The following is a 14,651-nucleotide window of genomic DNA, read 5'->3' on the forward strand; positions in this document are numbered from 1 at the left end:
GGCATCACACCGGAACAGACTTGGGGAGGAACCGGTGAGCACTACCGGGCGGAGATGGCTCGTGCGGTTTTCGTGGGTGGCACTCGCGGTGCCGGCGAGCGCGATGCTGACGGCGATTGCGTTCGGCCTCGTCTACGGTGCGTCGCTGACGCCCGTCGGATGGCGGAACACGTTCGTCATGGGCTTCGTCGGGGTGGTGTTGGTGGGTGGTCTGATCGGGTTGGCGTTCGTCCTGTACGACTTTCGGACGGAGAACACGGAGGAGAGCGCGCGGATACGGGAGATCGCGGTGGCCGTCTGCGTCGCTGTGACCATGTTTGTGGGGTGGATCGTTCTGAAGGACCAGGCGTTGCACGAGCGTGGCCGACCCGTCCCGGCGGTCGTGACGGCTCTGCAGGGCAGCGCCAGCCCGTTCGACGCCGGAACGGAAGCGATCCTGGCGGACGCCTCCCACCACCAGCCGCTCGGCGCCATCGGCGCGGGGGACCTCGCTGTCGGTGACCACATCACCGTCACCGTCGATCCCCGGGGCAGGTACGGCGTCAGTGCCGGCCCGCCGCCCGCCAATCCCGAATGGCTCTGGACGCTGTCCGCCCTGATCGCCGTGGTTCAGGCCCTGCTCGTCGCCTCGATCGGTTTCAGCGCGGCCAGGGCGCGGGAGCACTGGCCGGCCTGGAAGAGGCTTACGGAGCCCTCCTTGTGATCGTGCTGCACGAGAGCGGCCGGTTACCCCGACGCGGCCATGTCGGTGGTGATCGGCGATCCGATCCCGTGCACCGCGGTCGCCGTCAACATCACGCAGCTACCGTGGTGGTGAACGCGTCGACTCCGCCGAGGCGGTCACAAGGCAGCTTCTCCTTGCAGGCGGCCAGGACCTTGTCCAGGGCGGGGTCCTGGGCTGCGGATGCCGCGTTGACCGGATCGTTCATGCGTACTCCTTGGCCTGCTCCCGGAGTGCACGCTATCGGCGCTGGAGAACACCGTTGGGATACTTGCGCGAGCCGGTAGGCGCGGCTGCTGTCTGCCGACACAGGGCCTGGTGCGGGGCCGCGCCACCCGCGCCCGCTGCGGGTCTGTGGTCGCGACAATGCCCGGCTGCAGCCTGGCGCCGGGCCCTTGCTGTCTTGCTTCGTCCTGGTGACGGGTGGTTGTGCGGGTGGCGCGGTTGGTGCTGGTGGGTTTGTGGGTGATGGTGCGGGGGCGGTAGTGCTGTTCGGCGAGGTGGTCCAGGGTGATGGTGTCCAGGGCGGGGCCGGTGGTCTTCTCGGTGCCGTCGAGGATGGCGGTGATGGCGGCGCGTCGTAGGAGGCGGGAGAGGCTGCCGATGCGGCTGGCGGTGTGCTGGTGGAGGTAGGGGGCCAGGCGTACCAGGCTGCCGGAGCGGTGGTGGTCGAGGTCGAGGGCGTTCTCGATTGCGGCGACGGTCTCGCGGAACGGATGGGCGACCGCGGCCGAGCCGCTCTTCCCGCCGCCCGCGGCTTCCTCGCTCGTGCGAATGCCCGTGCTGGTGGTGGTGTTCGCGCGGTCGGTGCCAGTGTGGGGGCGGCGCGCTGTGCCTGCCAGACCGCCTTGCCACGTGCCCGCTGGTCCGCTGCGCTCTCGTCGGGCCGCGCGCTTCGCGTTCTCACGCGCTGCGGGATGTGCCAGCCGGTCTCAGTGCGCTTCGCGCTGGCCGACGCCTTGCCTTCGGCGCTCCGCACCCGCGGGGACCGTCGACCGCCCCGGTCAGGGGACCGGCCCCTGCCGTCCACTGCTGTTCGGCGAATTTGTCGATGCGCTGGCGGAGGAGGTCGGCGTGGTCGTTGTGCCGCGCGTATTCCTCGATCATGTGGGTGAGGATGTAGCGGAGAGAGAAGACGTCGTCTCGGTACCGCCCGGTGGTGTCGGGGGACTGGGCGGCATCGACGATGCCGCGGGATCGGGCGCATTCCTCGTGCCAGATCGCGAACGCCTCGGATGGGTCTGCGGTGTCGACGTCTGGCTTTGTAGGTGAGTTTTGGGTTCTGGCGCAGATCTTGGGGAGTGGTTGCAGAGGGTGACAGGTTTGTTCGATTGCAGGGAGGGGCTCGATCCCAGGCACAGTTAGCGTTCACGCATTCTGGTCCACCACCAGCACATCGTCGCCCACTCGCTGTAGTTGGGCTCTGGCAAGGTGCGGCGCTCGAATTCCTCATCGATACGCGTGATCAATCGGCCCAAGTCCCGTTTGGCTCCGGGCGGAAGGTACAGCATCGCCCACTCCAGGTCATCGCGGGCGTCTCCCAGCCCGGGCGAATCAAAGGCGGAGGCGTCCAGGTAGCGTCCGGGCTGCTCAAAAGCCCACTCGAAGCACGAGAGTGCCTTGGCGACCGCGTTGGGCCACAGCTCCTGGTCTTCCACCCGGCGGATCGCTGCACGAGTCCGCGCGGAGACACCGGGGACCTTCAGGACCGGATACTGCCATCGTGGCCGCCACCGCTCTGCACGGACGGCCTTGGGACGCCTACGCGGCATCGTCCTTTCGGATCAACATGAGGCCATCCTGCCACGACTGGGCACCTGTATGTACTGGCTAGACGCCCGCCGCAGATGAGGTTCCTACGGTTGCGTCCTGGGAAGTGGTGTACGGGTTCGACCTGATCCGGGGGTTTGCTCCCGCGTCGGGGTGACGCCCGCATAGATGAACGGCCACCGGCTGATCTTCGAGATGTCGAGTCACGAAGGAGATCAGCACGATGACCGCACCCGACAGTCTGCCCCTGCACGCCCTCGCGGAGGACAACCTCGCAGCGGCGAGTCCCGATCTGCTGCGCGCGATGGTCAAGACGTTCGCGGACGCGCTCATGTCCGCCGAGGCCGATGCCCTCTGCAATGCTGAATACGGGCAGGTCAGCGACGAGCGAGTCAACCATCGCAACGGGTATCGCCTTCGCGAGTGGGACACCCGCGCGGGCACCGTCGAACTCGCCGTTCCCAAGCTGCGTCAGGGCAGTTACTTCCCGCACTGGCTGCTGGAGCGTCGCCGCCGGGCTGAGCAGGCCCTCATCAGCGTGGTCGCCACCGCCTATCTGCTCGGCGTCTCCACCCGCCGAGTGGAGAAGCTCGCCGAGAGCCTGGGCGTCACCCAGCTGTCGAAGTCCCAGGTCAGCGCCATGGCCAAGCATCTCGACGAACAGGTCGCCGCGTTCCGCAACCGGCCCCTGGACGCCGGCCCCTACGCGTTCGTCTGGGTGGACGCGCTCACGCAGAAGGTTCGCGAGGGCGGCCGCATCATCAACGTCCACGCGCTGATCGCGGTCGGCGTCAACGCCGATGGGCACCGTGAGATTCTCGGCCTGGACGTGGCCACTGCCGAGGACGGCGCCGGCTGGCTGGCCTTCCTGCGCTCCCTGATCGCCCGCGGCCTATCGGGCGTCCAACTGGTCATCTCAGACGCGCACATGGGCCTGGTCAACGCGATCGGGGCCACCCTGCCCGGCGCGAGCTGGCAGCGATGTCGTACTCACTACGCCCGCGCGTTGCTGAGCCAGGTGCCCAAGTCGGCCCAGCCGTGGGTGGCCACGCTGCTGCGGACCGTCTTCGAACAACCCGACATCGATGCAGTCCAGTCCCAGATGCGGCACGTCCTGGACGCATTGGAGGCCAAGTTCCCCAAGGCGGCAGCCCACTTGGACGCCGCTCAGGGCGATGTGCTGGCGTTCACCGCGTTCCCGCGCGAGATCTGGCGGCAGATCTGGTCGAACAATCCGCAGGAACGGCTCAACAAGGAGATCCGCCGCCGCACCGACGTGGTCGGCATCTTCCCCGACCGCACCGCCCTGATCCGCCTGGTCGGCGCGGTGCTGGCCGAGCAGAACGACGAGTGGACCGAAGCCCGCCGCTACATGGGACTCGACCTGCTGGCCAAGGCCCGCCTCCACCCGATCGAGTCAGAAACCGACGACACAGTCATCCCGACGGAACTCACCGCATAGCCTCAAAGAAGAGATCACCGAGTGGCCGTCGATACACCACTCCCGCGGACGTGACCGTTCCTACTATCCGGTTCTCGCGCAGCTCTTGAGGAGCGTCTCGAAGTGCTATTGGTGAAGGATCATCTTGCGGAGTAGTTCGAATCCGGCTCGGCCGTAGAGCTGCCTCTTGATCTTCTTGATGCGGTTCACGGCGCCTTCGATACTGCCGGAACTCCATTCCAGGGTGAGGCCGGCTATCACGGCGTCGAGGTCCCGGAGCAGGTGGAGTGCGAAGCCGGTAAGGCCGGACAGTTGACTGGCGTCGACTGCGTCGATCCTGGTAGGGAGCCTGGAGCCGAGGCGACCCGTGAGTATCTCGCCAAAGTCGCGGACATGCCCGGCGGCCGCGTCCAGTTCGGGGCAGCGGGCCAGAACACCTTCAGGTCGGCATGGTCGTCCTCGCTCAGCGCGGTGGGGTGTCGGGTGAGCCAGCCTGTCACCTGGCGCACCGTCGGAGGCCGGTCTGGTGTGCCGACCGGAGACTCGCGGAGGGTGGCGATGTGGGCGCGGACCATCTGGTAGGTGACGGGCGCGTTGACGGCAACGAGTTCGTTGTAGAGGTGGGTGACGCTGGTGCATCCTGCGGCGAAGCGTCGCTCCACGTAGGGCTTGTAGGGGTCCAGCCTGCTGGGTCGGGGCCGGTTGTCGCGGATGGTGTCCTGCCAGCGTGCGGCGTTTGCCTACCGGAGGACGGTGTTGAGGCCCCAGCCCAGGTGTCGGGCGATCGCCCGGCGTGAATGGCCTTGGGCAAGCAGCTCGTGGACCAGTGCGTATGCTGCCTTCTTCCGCTCGGCCCGTCGGCCGACGGGCTCCGAGTCGTCCTGGGGCCGTCCTGAAAGCAGTCCGGTGGCCCCCGGTAGCAGGCTGCTGGGCGAGGGACTGCGCAGGCAGTCGCGGTGGGCGGCGACGCAGGTCTCGACGGCTCGGCCGAGGCCCTGCCACAGATGGAACCGGTCGGCGACCTGCAAAAAGCATCGGGGGCACCGCGGCGGGCGCCTTCGGCGTAGGCGCTGGCGCGGTCTCGGCAGATGATCTCCACACCGGGGTGGCGGATCAGCCAGGCGGCCAGCGGCCCGGCTTCGCGAGTCGGGAACACATCGACCGCGCGATGGTCTTCGACACTGGTCAAGACGTTGGAGTAGGTCTGGCCGCGGCGGATCGCGAAGTCGTCCACGCCCAGCACACGCGGCGTGCTGGACCGTGGATCGGACAATGCCATGACCCTGCGTAACAAGGTCATCCTTCCCGCGCCGAAGCCCAGCTCGGCAGCCAGCCGAGCACCGGCCCGTCCGGCCAGCGCGAGCCCAACTCGCTCCAGGACGTGGTTGAGCCGAGTGGTGAACCGTGCGTGCGGGGCGGCCAGCCGCGAGAACGGCTCGGCGAACGTCCGACGCGGGCAGTCTACCGACCCACAGATGAAGCGCCGGACCCTCAGCCGGATCAGAAAGCCCTGGTCGGCGAGCGGAAGGTCTCTCAGCCTGCGCAGATAGCGGCCGTGGACTCGATCCGAGAAGCGGCCGCAGGCCGGACACGCCGCCCCGGCCGCGCGACCGTTCGCCACCACCTCGACCGTGCCGAATGCAGCCGTAACCGCCTCGACATCCACATCGTCGATCCCATCGAAGACCAGCGACTCCCAGAACGGTGCATCGGTCTGCATGACCAGCACCATCACTGTCCACAGCCGTCCACAGCAGCCGCCAGCAGATATCTGATGGAGCGTCACTTCCGGCTTTGGGGCGACAAGGCGTACGCGGTCTCACGCGAAATGTCCCCTCGCAATCGAACATCGAGGTAACACTCCGCGACCACTCCCCAAGATCTGTGCCAGAACCAGATCGGGTTCTGGCTCGCTTTCCGTGAAGCGGTCACACACTGTTCAGTGACGTCGGTCACTGAGATGATCGATGCTCACCTATAGCTGAGGAGTCGGGGCCCCAGATGAGTAGCTGGTCGCCAGAGGTAGATGAGGTGTTGGAGGCGTTGGGATGGACGCCTGGACGGAAGGTAGACACGGCCCGCTGGCGATCCATGTTCGAAGCGGTGGGCCTCCCCATGCACGACACTGCGGAGGCCTTCCTGCAAGAGTTCGGCGGTTTGACTGTGAACGTCAGCGGACCGGGGATCAGCTGTGCACGCACGCCATTCGAGCTGGACCCCGCGCCGTGGGGGCAATCCCGGTGGTTGCCGCCCTCCGTTTTGGACCGTGGCCGACGTCACGGCCAAAAAGGGCAAACGGTGCCACTATCGATGTCGTGCAAGATTCAACCATCGTGGTGGAGCGTACGGCGCTGACGGTCAGCGCACCGGTACGCGCCCTCGCCCGCCAGCTCCAAGGCAAGCGCGCCGATCATGTGGTGCACGGGGTCAAGACGGTCATCGCGGCCCTGCTGACCTGGGCAGTCGTCGCCCCGTGGGTCCCCCAGAACCAGCCTTACCTCGCCGTCGCCACAGCCGTGCTCATGGTCAATGCCTCCACGGTGTACGAGTCGGTAAGGAAAGCGACGCAGAGCGTAGGGGCGAGGATCGCCGGCCTGATCCTCGCCCTCGCGGCCGCACGGCTTCTCGGACCGACCGCCGGCGCCGTCACGGTCATCGCTCTCATCGCGGTCCTGGCCGGTCCCCGCCGCACCGCCGACGACCGTCTCCAGATCGCTTCGACGGCGGTGATCGCATTGACCGCTACCGCGACCGATCCCATGGGTCACCTCCTCTACCCCGTACTGCAGACGCTCACCGGCGCGGTCGCGGGCATCACGGTGAACGCCGTGGTGCTGCCTCCGCTGTATCTGAACGAGTCCGACTCCGCTCTGCGTGACCTCGCCGAGGCCCTGGGCTCACTGCTGCACGACATGGGATCCGGCCTCGCCCGGCGACAGCTCTCCTCGAAGGGCTACGGCTGGCTGCACCAGGCCCGCGCCCTGGACAAGCGGCTCACGCACGCGGAGCAGCAGGTACAGCAGGCCGACGAGAGCCTGCGCTGGAACACGCGCTGCGTCGCGCACACGCGACGCAGGAACACGGCGCACACGGACAGCGATGCGTTCAAGGTGCTGCGCGGCATAGCGATCCAAGTCCGCGGAATCGCCCGCACCCTGGCCGACAGCGCCCACGACGGGCACACCGATCACCATCTGGGGCAACAGTTCCTCGACCGGTACTCCCAGGCCCTGCACCTGGCCGCCGCGGCCGTCCAGGGGTCCGTCGAAACCCACCTGATCGCAGACCCCTCCGAAGCCTCCCCTCGCGAACGGCTGCGTACAGCGATCGACGAGACCCTCACCTGGCACCATGCCATGACCGACATGATCGGCCTGGGACGACTCACCAAACCAGGCGCATGGCACGTCTACGGCTCACTCATGACAGACCTGGAAAGGCTGCTGAGCGACCTGGACCACGCACACAAGCACTGACCCAGCCCGCCCCGGATGACAGCCCCGGGCCAGGTGCTCCCCACCCACCCAGACGTCAACACAGAGGACGGGCGCGGCGCGGTGGGCATCGGTGGCACGACAACAGCCGGCAACCCGCGCGAAGCGCAAGCTGGAGGTCGCAGCGCAGACGCGTCGGTCACGTCTCTCCCAGCAGCCGTTGCATGGAGGCGAGGTCCTCGTCGACGATCTCGCGATGTGCACGAGGTCCGCACGCGCGCAGCAGGCGGCTGAAGTCGGCGGCGGCAGCGGTGATGCGTTCTCCCAGGGCGCCTGTCCGGGCGCCGAAGTCGCTGGTCGCGGCGTAGACAGGCCGGGGCGAGACGATCGCGTGCAGGTACGAGAACATTGGCCGCAGGGCATGTTCGAGCACCAGAGAGTGCCGCTCGGTGCCGCCGGTCGCGCCGATGAGGACGGGCATGTACGCCAGGGCCCGTTGCGGCATCACGTCGGTCGACTGGCTCCACGAAGCCAGCATCCACTACATCCAACTGCACGCCAGCGAGGCCGGAAAGCCGGTCTACGAAGCTGCGGGCTTCGTCATCGGCCGCTACCCAGGCATGGACCTGATCACGACATCCCCCGCCAGATGGCCCCTGATGGAACCGATCAGGGGAAGTTCAGAGATGGGTTCTTAGCGGGAAGCCATCTGGCCGCGAATGTCACGGTGCATAGTCGTCAACGGGGTGGCTGCCCGGCTCAAATCGTCGGCCGTTCGCCTTCCCTCTGCGGGGTTTCGATCGGGAAGTGGATCGGACTGAGCAGGTATTGCGCCCGCTCAGGGCCGGGCGAGTTCGCCAGCCTTGGCACGATGGCCGCGCGTAGCTCGGTGATCAGCTCCGTCAGTTCCGCCGGGCTGAGCCAGAGGGCGTGCTGCCGGTAGCCCACCTGGTCGGCCACGGGGTCCGCCTCCTCACGGTCGAGATAGGCGTCGAATTCGGCGAGCAGGGCGGTCATGGCGGTGGCGAATGCCTGCCGATGGTCATCGGGGGTGAGCGTGCGGACCGCCTCGGCTCCGATGACGGCCCGGTCCTGGCGTAGTCGGTAGTGCCGCTCCACTGCCCCACGCACCCTGTGCTCCTCGGCCACTTCCAGGATCCCGCCGCTCACCAGCAGATCGATGTGCCGGTAGACGGTGGCCTTGGAGGCTTCCGGGATGCGCGCGCACAGCTGAGCAGTGGTCAGCAGTCTTCCACCACCCATCGCGTGCACGATCCGCAGCCGGATGGGGTGGGCGAGGAGTTTCAGGGAGTCCATACTCAAACCTTCTCACAACTGCTACCGTTCTCAATTATGCGAATGGATGAGGCTGGGGTACTGGATGTGGCACGCGGCTTCGCCGCACTGTTGCGGGAAGAGCGTTTTGACCGGATCACGGAACTCTTCGCGCCCCCGCTGCGGGCCGCGGTCTCCATCGAGACGTTGCGAGTGGCCTGGGCGACCGAAGCTGCCGGCCACGGCGGCATCCGGGAGATCCAGGAACCGGAGATCGAAGCCGGCGAGGCCGATCCGGTCCGGGCACGCATCGCGATCACCTGCGTCAACGGGCGTTTCACCGTGGTCACGTCCGTCGGCGGCGACGGCCTGCTGCACGGGCTGCGCCTGGATCCCCACGGTGGCACCATCTGGCAGCCACCGCTCTACGCGCAACAGGACCGGTTCACCGAGCGGGAAGTCCTGCTCGGGACCGGGCCACTCGCCGTGCCCGGCACACTCACCCTGCCCAAGGGGCGCGGACCGTGGCCCGCCGTGGTCCTGCTCGCCGGCGGAGGGCCGTTCGACCGGGACGAGACCAGCGGCCCGAACAAGCCGCTCAAGGACCTCGCCTGGGGACTCGCCTCCCGCCAAGTGGCCGTGCTGCGCTTCGACAAGCCGACCTTCGCCCACCCGGACCGCTTGCCCTGCGACTTCACGATGGCCGACGAGTACCTGCCGCCCGCACTCGCCGCCGTCCAACTGCTCCTGCAGCAACCCGAGGTGGCCCCGGACCGGATCCATCTGCTCGGCCACAGCATGGGTGGCAAGGCGGCGCCTCGGATCGCCGCCGCCGACCCGACGATCGCAGGCCTGGTGCTTCTCGCCGCGGACGCGGAGCCGATGCACCAGGCGGCCGTCCGGACGGCCCGCTATCTCGCGACGCTCGCCCCCGGCCCGAGCGCCGACCAGGCGGTGGCCGCACTCACCCGGCAAGCCGAGTTGGTGGCAGGCCCCCACCTCGCACCCGACACGCCCCCGGAACTTCTGCCTCTGGGGTTCTCCGCCGCCTACTGGCTCGACCTGCGTGCCTACGACCCGGTGGCCACGGCTGCCAAACTGGCCTGCCAGATGCTGATCCTGCAAGGCGGGCGGGACTACCAAGTGACCGTCGCTGACGATCTGGCACTCTGGCAACGCGCCCTGGCACACCGAACCGGGGTGACGATCCGGATCCACCAGAACGCCAACCACCTCTTCTTCCCCGGCAGTGGCCATCCCGCCCCAGCCGAATACGCCCGACCGGGACATGTCGCCTCGACCGTGGTCGACGAGATCGCGACGTGGCTGGCACCGCAGTAGGGAGGGCAAGGCCCCGCCACCAGGCCAATGCCGTCGAGCCCACAGCATCACCGTCGGTTACACCGCAACTGGCCGTCCGTGGGGAATTCCTGGTGGCTGCTGTCACCCGATCCCGGGCCTTTCCGGGGTTCCGGGGGACCCAAGGCGTCGTCCCCGCACCCGCGGGGGTTGCTCGGAGGATCAGGACCTCTCCTGCCCGGAGTCATCGTGGCGCCCGAGTACGGACACGCCGGAGAACGGCTGTGGCCGGTCCTGGAGGACCTCGTTGAGCTGGCGGTGGTGCCCGGTGTCCCACACCTCGTCACGCAGTTCACCGACTGAGGGCGTACGGACGGCGTACAGGGTGCGGCCGCCGGAGTCCAGGGCAAGGCCGATAACGGCTACGGCGGAGTCGCGGGTCGCCAGGTCCCAGGGTGGTACGGACGCGGTGGTGGGCCATGTCCCAGAGCGTGATCCGCTGGGGGGCCTCGTAGCCGGCGGCGGAGATGCCGTAGGCGAGTGTGCCGCCGTCGGGGCCGAACGCCATCAGGGGCGTGCCCTGGCAGTACGTCGACATGCAGAACAATTGGAGCGCGTACAGCCAGCATTTCAATGATTAGCTGAGCCGGAAGCAGAGCGAGGCCCCCTCGCAGGCCCTCTGGGTCTGGTGGTACATCAAGAAGAAGGGCCAGTGGATCAAGATCCACCTGAACGACCCGAAGACGTACGCCGCATACTGCCTGATGATCGCCCTGGGGAAGTACGTGCCCAAGAAGGGCTGAGACGGACCCGATGACCTGATGCCGACGCCCGCCGGACGACCCGGCGGGCGTTGATCAGTTAAGTCCCGACCTGAACGAGAAGACTAGATGATCTATTCCAAGGGGTCAGTGATCGTAGGCGATCAGTGAGCGCAGGACGAGCTGGCCGGTGTGATCGTTGTGCCAGATCGCGGCGGTCAGCGCGAGGATGCGCTGCATGACGCGGGCGATCACGCCGCTTGGTGTGCGGCCTCGGTGCTGTTCGAGGTTGAGCTGGCCCTTGAAGGTCTCGTTGACCGACTCGATGACCTGCCGCAACGGCTTGAACAGCGGGGCGCCGGGCCGGTCCGGCTCGCCCTTGCGGGCTGGCCGCAGCAGCTGGATGTCCTGCTCCGCCAGCTGGTGCTCGAAGTCGCGGCCGAAGTAGTTCTTGTCGCCGATCAGCGTCTGTCCGGGCCGGGAAGCGACGAGGTGCGGTTCGGCGGCGAGCAGGTCCAGCAGGGTCTCGCGTTCGTCGGCCTTGGCCCCGGTCAGGGCGAAGGCGATCGGCAGGCCCTGCAGGGTGCACGCCAGGTGCAGGCGCAGGCCCCAGAAGAAGCGGCTGTGGCTGGCGCAGTACCCGTACTCGGCCCATCCGGCCAGGTCGGAGCGTTTGACGGTCTCGCGGGAGCGTCCGCACTCCACCGGCGTGGAATCCACGATCCACACGTCGTCGCTCCATACCGAGGTGTCGGTGGCCAACAGCCGGGTCACCCGCCGCAGCAGTTCGGCCGCCTTGCGCAGGCGCTTGTTGTAGCCGGACTGCTTGGGCAGGTAGGGGAACAGGTACCGCAGGTGGGCATGAGCGTGCCGCAGCCACCGCGCTTCGGAGGTGAAGCCGAGCATGGCCTGCATCATCGCCAGGGTCACCAACTCGGCATCGCTGAGCTGCGGCGCAATGCCCACGGCTGGCCGCCATGGCCCGAACTGCGGCGAACCCTTCAACAGATCATCGGTCTTCACGTAGAGCACGGTCGCGAGGGAGTCCAAGTCTGTCTTCACGCACCGACATTGGACTCCCTCGCCTCGACTGCGCAGGGGATCGCGGCAATCCCGGCGTGGATACCTTCGACTACGGTGTCAGCACGATCCTCCCGAAGACCTCACCCGCGGCCATCTTCTGGTGCGCCAGCACGGCTTTGTCCAGTGGCAGCGCCTCGTGCACCACTGTTTCGATCTCGCCGCGACTGGCTGCGGCGAAGTGCTCGCTGCGCACGGCACGCAAGTCGGCTTGGGCGACGGTGGCTGCGCTGAAAGCGGCGAAGGACATCGACTTCTGGAACGCCGCCATGATCTTCGTGCCGAAGTCCGCGGGCGGCCGGCCTGCGACAGCCCCAACGGCCACAATGCGGCCGTTGGGGTTGAGCCTGTCGAAGAACGACGGCATGTCCTTGCCGGCCACAATGTCGATGATGACGTCATAGCCCACTGGAGCCTCCTTCTCTCCGTGGCCGGAGCGATCCAGCACGTGGGTCGCGCCGAGACGGCGCAGCCGCTCGCCGCGCTCGGCCGACGATGTCGTGACCGCCACCGCGGCGGCACCACCGCGAGCCGCGAGCTGCACTGCCATGATCCCGATGCTGCCGGCCGCGCCGCGTACCAAGACCGTCTCCCCGGGAGCGAAATGGGCGTGGCGAAGCCCGAAGTGGGCCACCGCACCGGCACTGCCGAGCGTCACCGCGGCGACCGCGGACAGGCTGCTGGGTAGGGGAAGGATCTGCTCGATCGGCGCGACGGCCTGTTCGACGTAGCCTCCGCCGGTGCCGGTGAAGCCCCACACCCGCTGGCCGATCCACGACGCGTCGACGCGGTCACCGACCGTGGTCACGGTGCCCGCCACCTCGCCACCCGGGATGAAACCCTCCTTGAAGCCGTAGGCGGCCAGAGCCCCGCTTCGGATCACGGTGTCGACACCACCGACGCCCACCGCCTCAACGGCAATCAGTACCTGCCCGGCGGCAGGTGTGGGTACCGGCAGGTCGACAACAGCCAGACCTTCAGGACCCCCGAACGTCTGAATCGCGATTGCCTTCAATGTCGTCTCCACGTTCTCGGACCGCTCAAGCACGATCCTGCTCCATACCCGCCACCGATCGCCGCCTGGCGGGAAGAGGCTTCACGCCGCGGCCCGGGATCGGTCCCCGTCCTGTGCGCCCCGATGATCTCGGCGAGCTTCTACGTCTTGGACGGTAACGGACGCCCCCGTCCGTTTAGGTAAAGTGAGAGAGTGATCGACCATTTGCCTCATAGTCTGCGTTCCGACGCGATGGACAACCGCGACCGCATCCTCGACGCGGCCCGAGCGCTGCTCTCGGCCGAGGGCCTGGACGTGCCGATGCGGGAGATCGCGCGGCGTGCCGGGGTGGGACCTGCCACCTTGTACCGTCACTTCCCGACCAAGCAGATGCTGGTCGCCGAAGCCTTCGCGGACCAGCTGCGCGCATGTCGCACCATCGTCGACGAGGGGTGCGCAGATCCTGATCCGTGGCGTGGCCTCTGCCTGGTGATCGAGAAGATCTGTGAGCTACACGCACGCGATCGGGGCTTCACCGAAGCCTTCCTGTCGACCCTCCCGGGGGCGCCGGATGTCGCGGGACGCGAGTACACGGTGAAAGCAGTCGCCGGACTGGCCCAGCGAGCCAAGGACGCAGGGCACCTGAGGCCCGACTTCGTTCTGGACGACCTCATTCTCGTACTCATGGCCAACAAGGGGATCCACGCCACATCTACCGCCACCCAGGTCATGGCCTCCCGACGCTTCGCAGGGCTAGCGATCCAGGCGTTCGAAGCCTGCCCTCACCATGCACGGCTACCACCAGCGGCACGACTGGCATCCGCAGCACCGGCCAGCGCCTGACCGTGGGCGAGCGGTATCCACGCTCGACGCGCGAACCACTGAACCCCTTGGAATAGATCGTCTAGGGAAGCAGGCCCTGGCGGCGCGCGGTGACCACCGCCTCGAAGCGGGTGCTTGCTCCCAGTTTGCGCATCGCGCTGCGCAGATACGCCTTGACGGTTTCGGGCAGCAGCGACAGCCTGCGCCCGGTTTCGGCGTTGTTGCAGCCCAGCGCCACCTGCGCCAGGACGTCGAGTTCCCGGGGCGTAAGCCGCGGGCCCGGCCTGGAGGGCGCGGTGGACTGTCCCGCCAGCCGCCCGGCCATATCCAGCAGCCGTCCGCGCAGGTCCTCGTCAGGCACCTGCTGTGCTACGCGCCGCAACTCGGCGTGCACCTGGCGTAGTTCTTCCAGTGGCACGCCCTGTTGCCTCTCGCCGGCGCTGCCCCGCGTGGCGTCCAGCAGGCGCAGGCGGTGGTCCACCTCGTCACGGATGGCAAGCTCGGCGGCCAGTCGCCGGGAGGCGTCGGCGACCGCGTCGGCCGCCCGGTCCCCGAGCGGGTCTGGGCCACGACTGGCCCCGTAGAGCACCGCCCGCACTGCACCGGACACCACGACCGGCACGGCGACGACGGAGCGGATCCCCTCTGTCAGCACGGGACGGTCGTAGTCGTGCGTGATCGAGCGGGCCGACCTGTAGTCGCTCACCTTGGCCGGCCGCCCCGTGATGAGGACCCGGCCACCCAGCCCGGTCTCAGCGCGCACCCTGAGGCCGCGCAGACCGGCCGTCCGCACACCGATGAACTGCGACAGGCTCAGCAGCCTGTTCTCCACCTGTCCGCCGAACAAGACGGGGATGTCGGAGCGGTCGTAGAGCTGGCGGAGCGCCTGCCGGAGCGCGTCGCGGTCATCGGGCCGCAGAAGGGCGTCGGGGCTGGAGTGCATCACCCGTACCCCTTTCCGGGGGTAGTACGCCGTCGTCGTGATGCGGAGCATAAACCGCCGTAACACCCCTGCCATAGAGCGGCAGCGGAATCGACAGGAGATGACGTGGCC

General features: G+C 67.8%; 15 protein-coding genes. 6 read left to right on the forward strand and 9 right to left on the reverse strand.

All coding sequences use genetic code 11. The annotated features are described in order from the left end of the window. Positions 1-76: 76 nt before the first annotated feature. Complete coding sequence (locus O1G22_RS42655) at positions 77-703, forward strand: hypothetical protein (protein ID WP_270086216.1); 627 nt, start codon at positions 77-79, stop codon at positions 701-703. A gap of 91 nt (positions 704-794) precedes the next feature. On the opposite strand, the gene O1G22_RS42660 is transcribed toward O1G22_RS42655, so the two are convergent. From O1G22_RS42660 to O1G22_RS42675, 3 genes are all read right to left on the reverse strand, one after another. Next, positions 795-929, reverse strand: a complete 135-nt coding sequence (locus tag O1G22_RS42660) for a hypothetical protein (RefSeq protein WP_270086217.1) — start codon at positions 927-929, stop codon at positions 795-797. A 695-nt stretch (positions 930-1,624) separates the two neighbouring features. Then, the gene (locus O1G22_RS42670) at positions 1,625-2,080 is read right to left on the reverse strand and encodes a mycothiol transferase (RefSeq protein ID WP_270086218.1); all 456 of its coding nucleotides are present in this window, start codon (positions 2,078-2,080) and stop codon (positions 1,625-1,627) included. Positions 2,081-2,082: 2 nt separating this feature from the next. Further along, the gene (locus O1G22_RS42675) at positions 2,083-2,379 is read right to left on the reverse strand and encodes a hypothetical protein (protein ID WP_270086219.1); all 297 of its coding nucleotides are present in this window, start codon (positions 2,377-2,379) and stop codon (positions 2,083-2,085) included. A gap of 335 nt (positions 2,380-2,714) precedes the next feature. On the opposite strand from O1G22_RS42675, the gene O1G22_RS42680 reads away from it, so the two are divergent. After that, the gene (locus O1G22_RS42680) at positions 2,715-3,953 is read left to right on the forward strand and encodes an IS256 family transposase (RefSeq protein ID WP_270079380.1); all 1,239 of its coding nucleotides are present in this window, start codon (positions 2,715-2,717) and stop codon (positions 3,951-3,953) included. 475 nt (positions 3,954-4,428) lie between these two features. Here O1G22_RS42680 and O1G22_RS42685 read toward each other — a convergent pair whose 3' ends face one another. After that, entirely contained in the window at positions 4,429-5,664 is a 1,236-nt protein-coding gene (locus O1G22_RS42685) for an ISL3 family transposase (RefSeq protein WP_333492470.1), read from the reverse strand. Between the two features lie 269 nt (positions 5,665-5,933). On the opposite strand from O1G22_RS42685, the gene O1G22_RS45080 reads away from it, so the two are divergent. Both O1G22_RS45080 and O1G22_RS42690 read left to right on the forward strand, forming a co-directional pair. Beyond that, on the forward strand, positions 5,934-6,287 hold the full coding sequence (locus tag O1G22_RS45080) for an SUKH-3 domain-containing protein (protein WP_428986466.1): 354 nt from the start codon (positions 5,934-5,936) through the stop codon (positions 6,285-6,287). Continuing rightward, on the forward strand, positions 6,248-7,408 hold the full coding sequence (locus O1G22_RS42690) for an aromatic acid exporter family protein (protein ID WP_270086221.1): 1,161 nt from the start codon (positions 6,248-6,250) through the stop codon (positions 7,406-7,408). Before O1G22_RS45080 ends, O1G22_RS42690 begins: the two co-directional genes overlap by 40 nt. A gap of 157 nt (positions 7,409-7,565) precedes the next feature. Here O1G22_RS42690 and O1G22_RS42695 read toward each other — a convergent pair whose 3' ends face one another. Together O1G22_RS42695 and O1G22_RS42700 are read right to left on the reverse strand one after the other, a co-directional pair. Next, positions 7,566-7,904, reverse strand: coding sequence for an NAD(P)H-dependent oxidoreductase (locus O1G22_RS42695; RefSeq protein WP_428986467.1), 339 nt, complete (start codon positions 7,902-7,904; stop codon positions 7,566-7,568). 221 nt (positions 7,905-8,125) lie between these two features. Beyond that, positions 8,126-8,683 carry a helix-turn-helix domain-containing protein gene (locus tag O1G22_RS42700; RefSeq protein WP_270086222.1) on the reverse strand — a complete coding sequence of 186 codons (558 nt, stop codon included), beginning with the start codon at positions 8,681-8,683 and terminating at the stop codon, positions 8,126-8,128. Positions 8,684-8,725: 42 nt separating this feature from the next. Between O1G22_RS42700 and O1G22_RS42705 the strand changes: the two genes are divergently transcribed. Then, complete coding sequence (locus O1G22_RS42705; protein WP_270086223.1) at positions 8,726-9,982, forward strand: alpha/beta hydrolase; 1,257 nt, start codon at positions 8,726-8,728, stop codon at positions 9,980-9,982. Positions 9,983-10,848: 866 nt separating this feature from the next. On the opposite strand, the gene O1G22_RS42710 is transcribed toward O1G22_RS42705, so the two are convergent. Continuing rightward, complete coding sequence (locus O1G22_RS42710; protein ID WP_270086224.1) at positions 10,849-11,763, reverse strand: IS982 family transposase; 915 nt, start codon at positions 11,761-11,763, stop codon at positions 10,849-10,851. Between the two features lie 70 nt (positions 11,764-11,833). After that, positions 11,834-12,796 (reverse strand): zinc-binding dehydrogenase, encoded by a 963-nt coding sequence (locus O1G22_RS42715; protein ID WP_270086687.1) that lies wholly within the window; start codon positions 12,794-12,796, stop codon positions 11,834-11,836. Positions 12,797-12,988: 192 nt separating this feature from the next. Here O1G22_RS42715 and O1G22_RS42720 point away from each other — a divergent pair, with 192 nt between their 5' ends. Then, positions 12,989-13,618: a TetR/AcrR family transcriptional regulator gene (locus O1G22_RS42720; RefSeq protein ID WP_270086225.1), complete on the forward strand. Its 630-nt coding sequence runs from the start codon at positions 12,989-12,991 to the stop codon at positions 13,616-13,618. 61 nt (positions 13,619-13,679) lie between these two features. Here O1G22_RS42720 and O1G22_RS42725 read toward each other — a convergent pair whose 3' ends face one another. Beyond that, positions 13,680-14,591 (reverse strand): helix-turn-helix transcriptional regulator, encoded by a 912-nt coding sequence (locus tag O1G22_RS42725; RefSeq protein ID WP_270086226.1) that lies wholly within the window; start codon positions 14,589-14,591, stop codon positions 13,680-13,682. Between the last annotated feature and the right edge of the window lie 60 nt (positions 14,592-14,651).

The sequence above is a fragment of the Streptomyces camelliae genome (assembly GCF_027625935.1).
GTDB lineage: Bacteria > Actinomycetota > Actinomycetes > Streptomycetales > Streptomycetaceae > Streptomyces > Streptomyces camelliae.

Bases quoted from the DNA above. Each gene is read 5' to 3' on its own strand.
- O1G22_RS42660 (WP_270086217.1), bottom strand. From the start codon at position 929: ATGAACGATCCGGTCAACGCGGCATCCGCAGCCCAGGACCCCGCCCTG.
- O1G22_RS42680 (WP_270079380.1), top strand. From the start codon at position 2,715: ATGACCGCACCCGACAGTCTGCCCCTGCACGCCCTCGCGGAGGACAAC.
- O1G22_RS42685 (WP_333492470.1), bottom strand. From the start codon at position 5,664: ATGGTGCTGGTCATGCAGACCGATGCACCGTTCTGGGAGTCGCTGGTC.
- O1G22_RS45080 (WP_428986466.1), top strand. From the start codon at position 5,934: ATGAGTAGCTGGTCGCCAGAGGTAGATGAGGTGTTGGAGGCGTTGGGA.
- O1G22_RS42695 (WP_428986467.1), bottom strand. From the start codon at position 7,904: ATGCTGGCTTCGTGGAGCCAGTCGACCGACGTGATGCCGCAACGGGCC.
- O1G22_RS42700 (WP_270086222.1), bottom strand. From the start codon at position 8,683: ATGGACTCCCTGAAACTCCTCGCCCACCCCATCCGGCTGCGGATCGTG.
- O1G22_RS42705 (WP_270086223.1), top strand. From the start codon at position 8,726: ATGGATGAGGCTGGGGTACTGGATGTGGCACGCGGCTTCGCCGCACTG.
- O1G22_RS42725 (WP_270086226.1), bottom strand. From the start codon at position 14,591: ATGCTCCGCATCACGACGACGGCGTACTACCCCCGGAAAGGGGTACGG.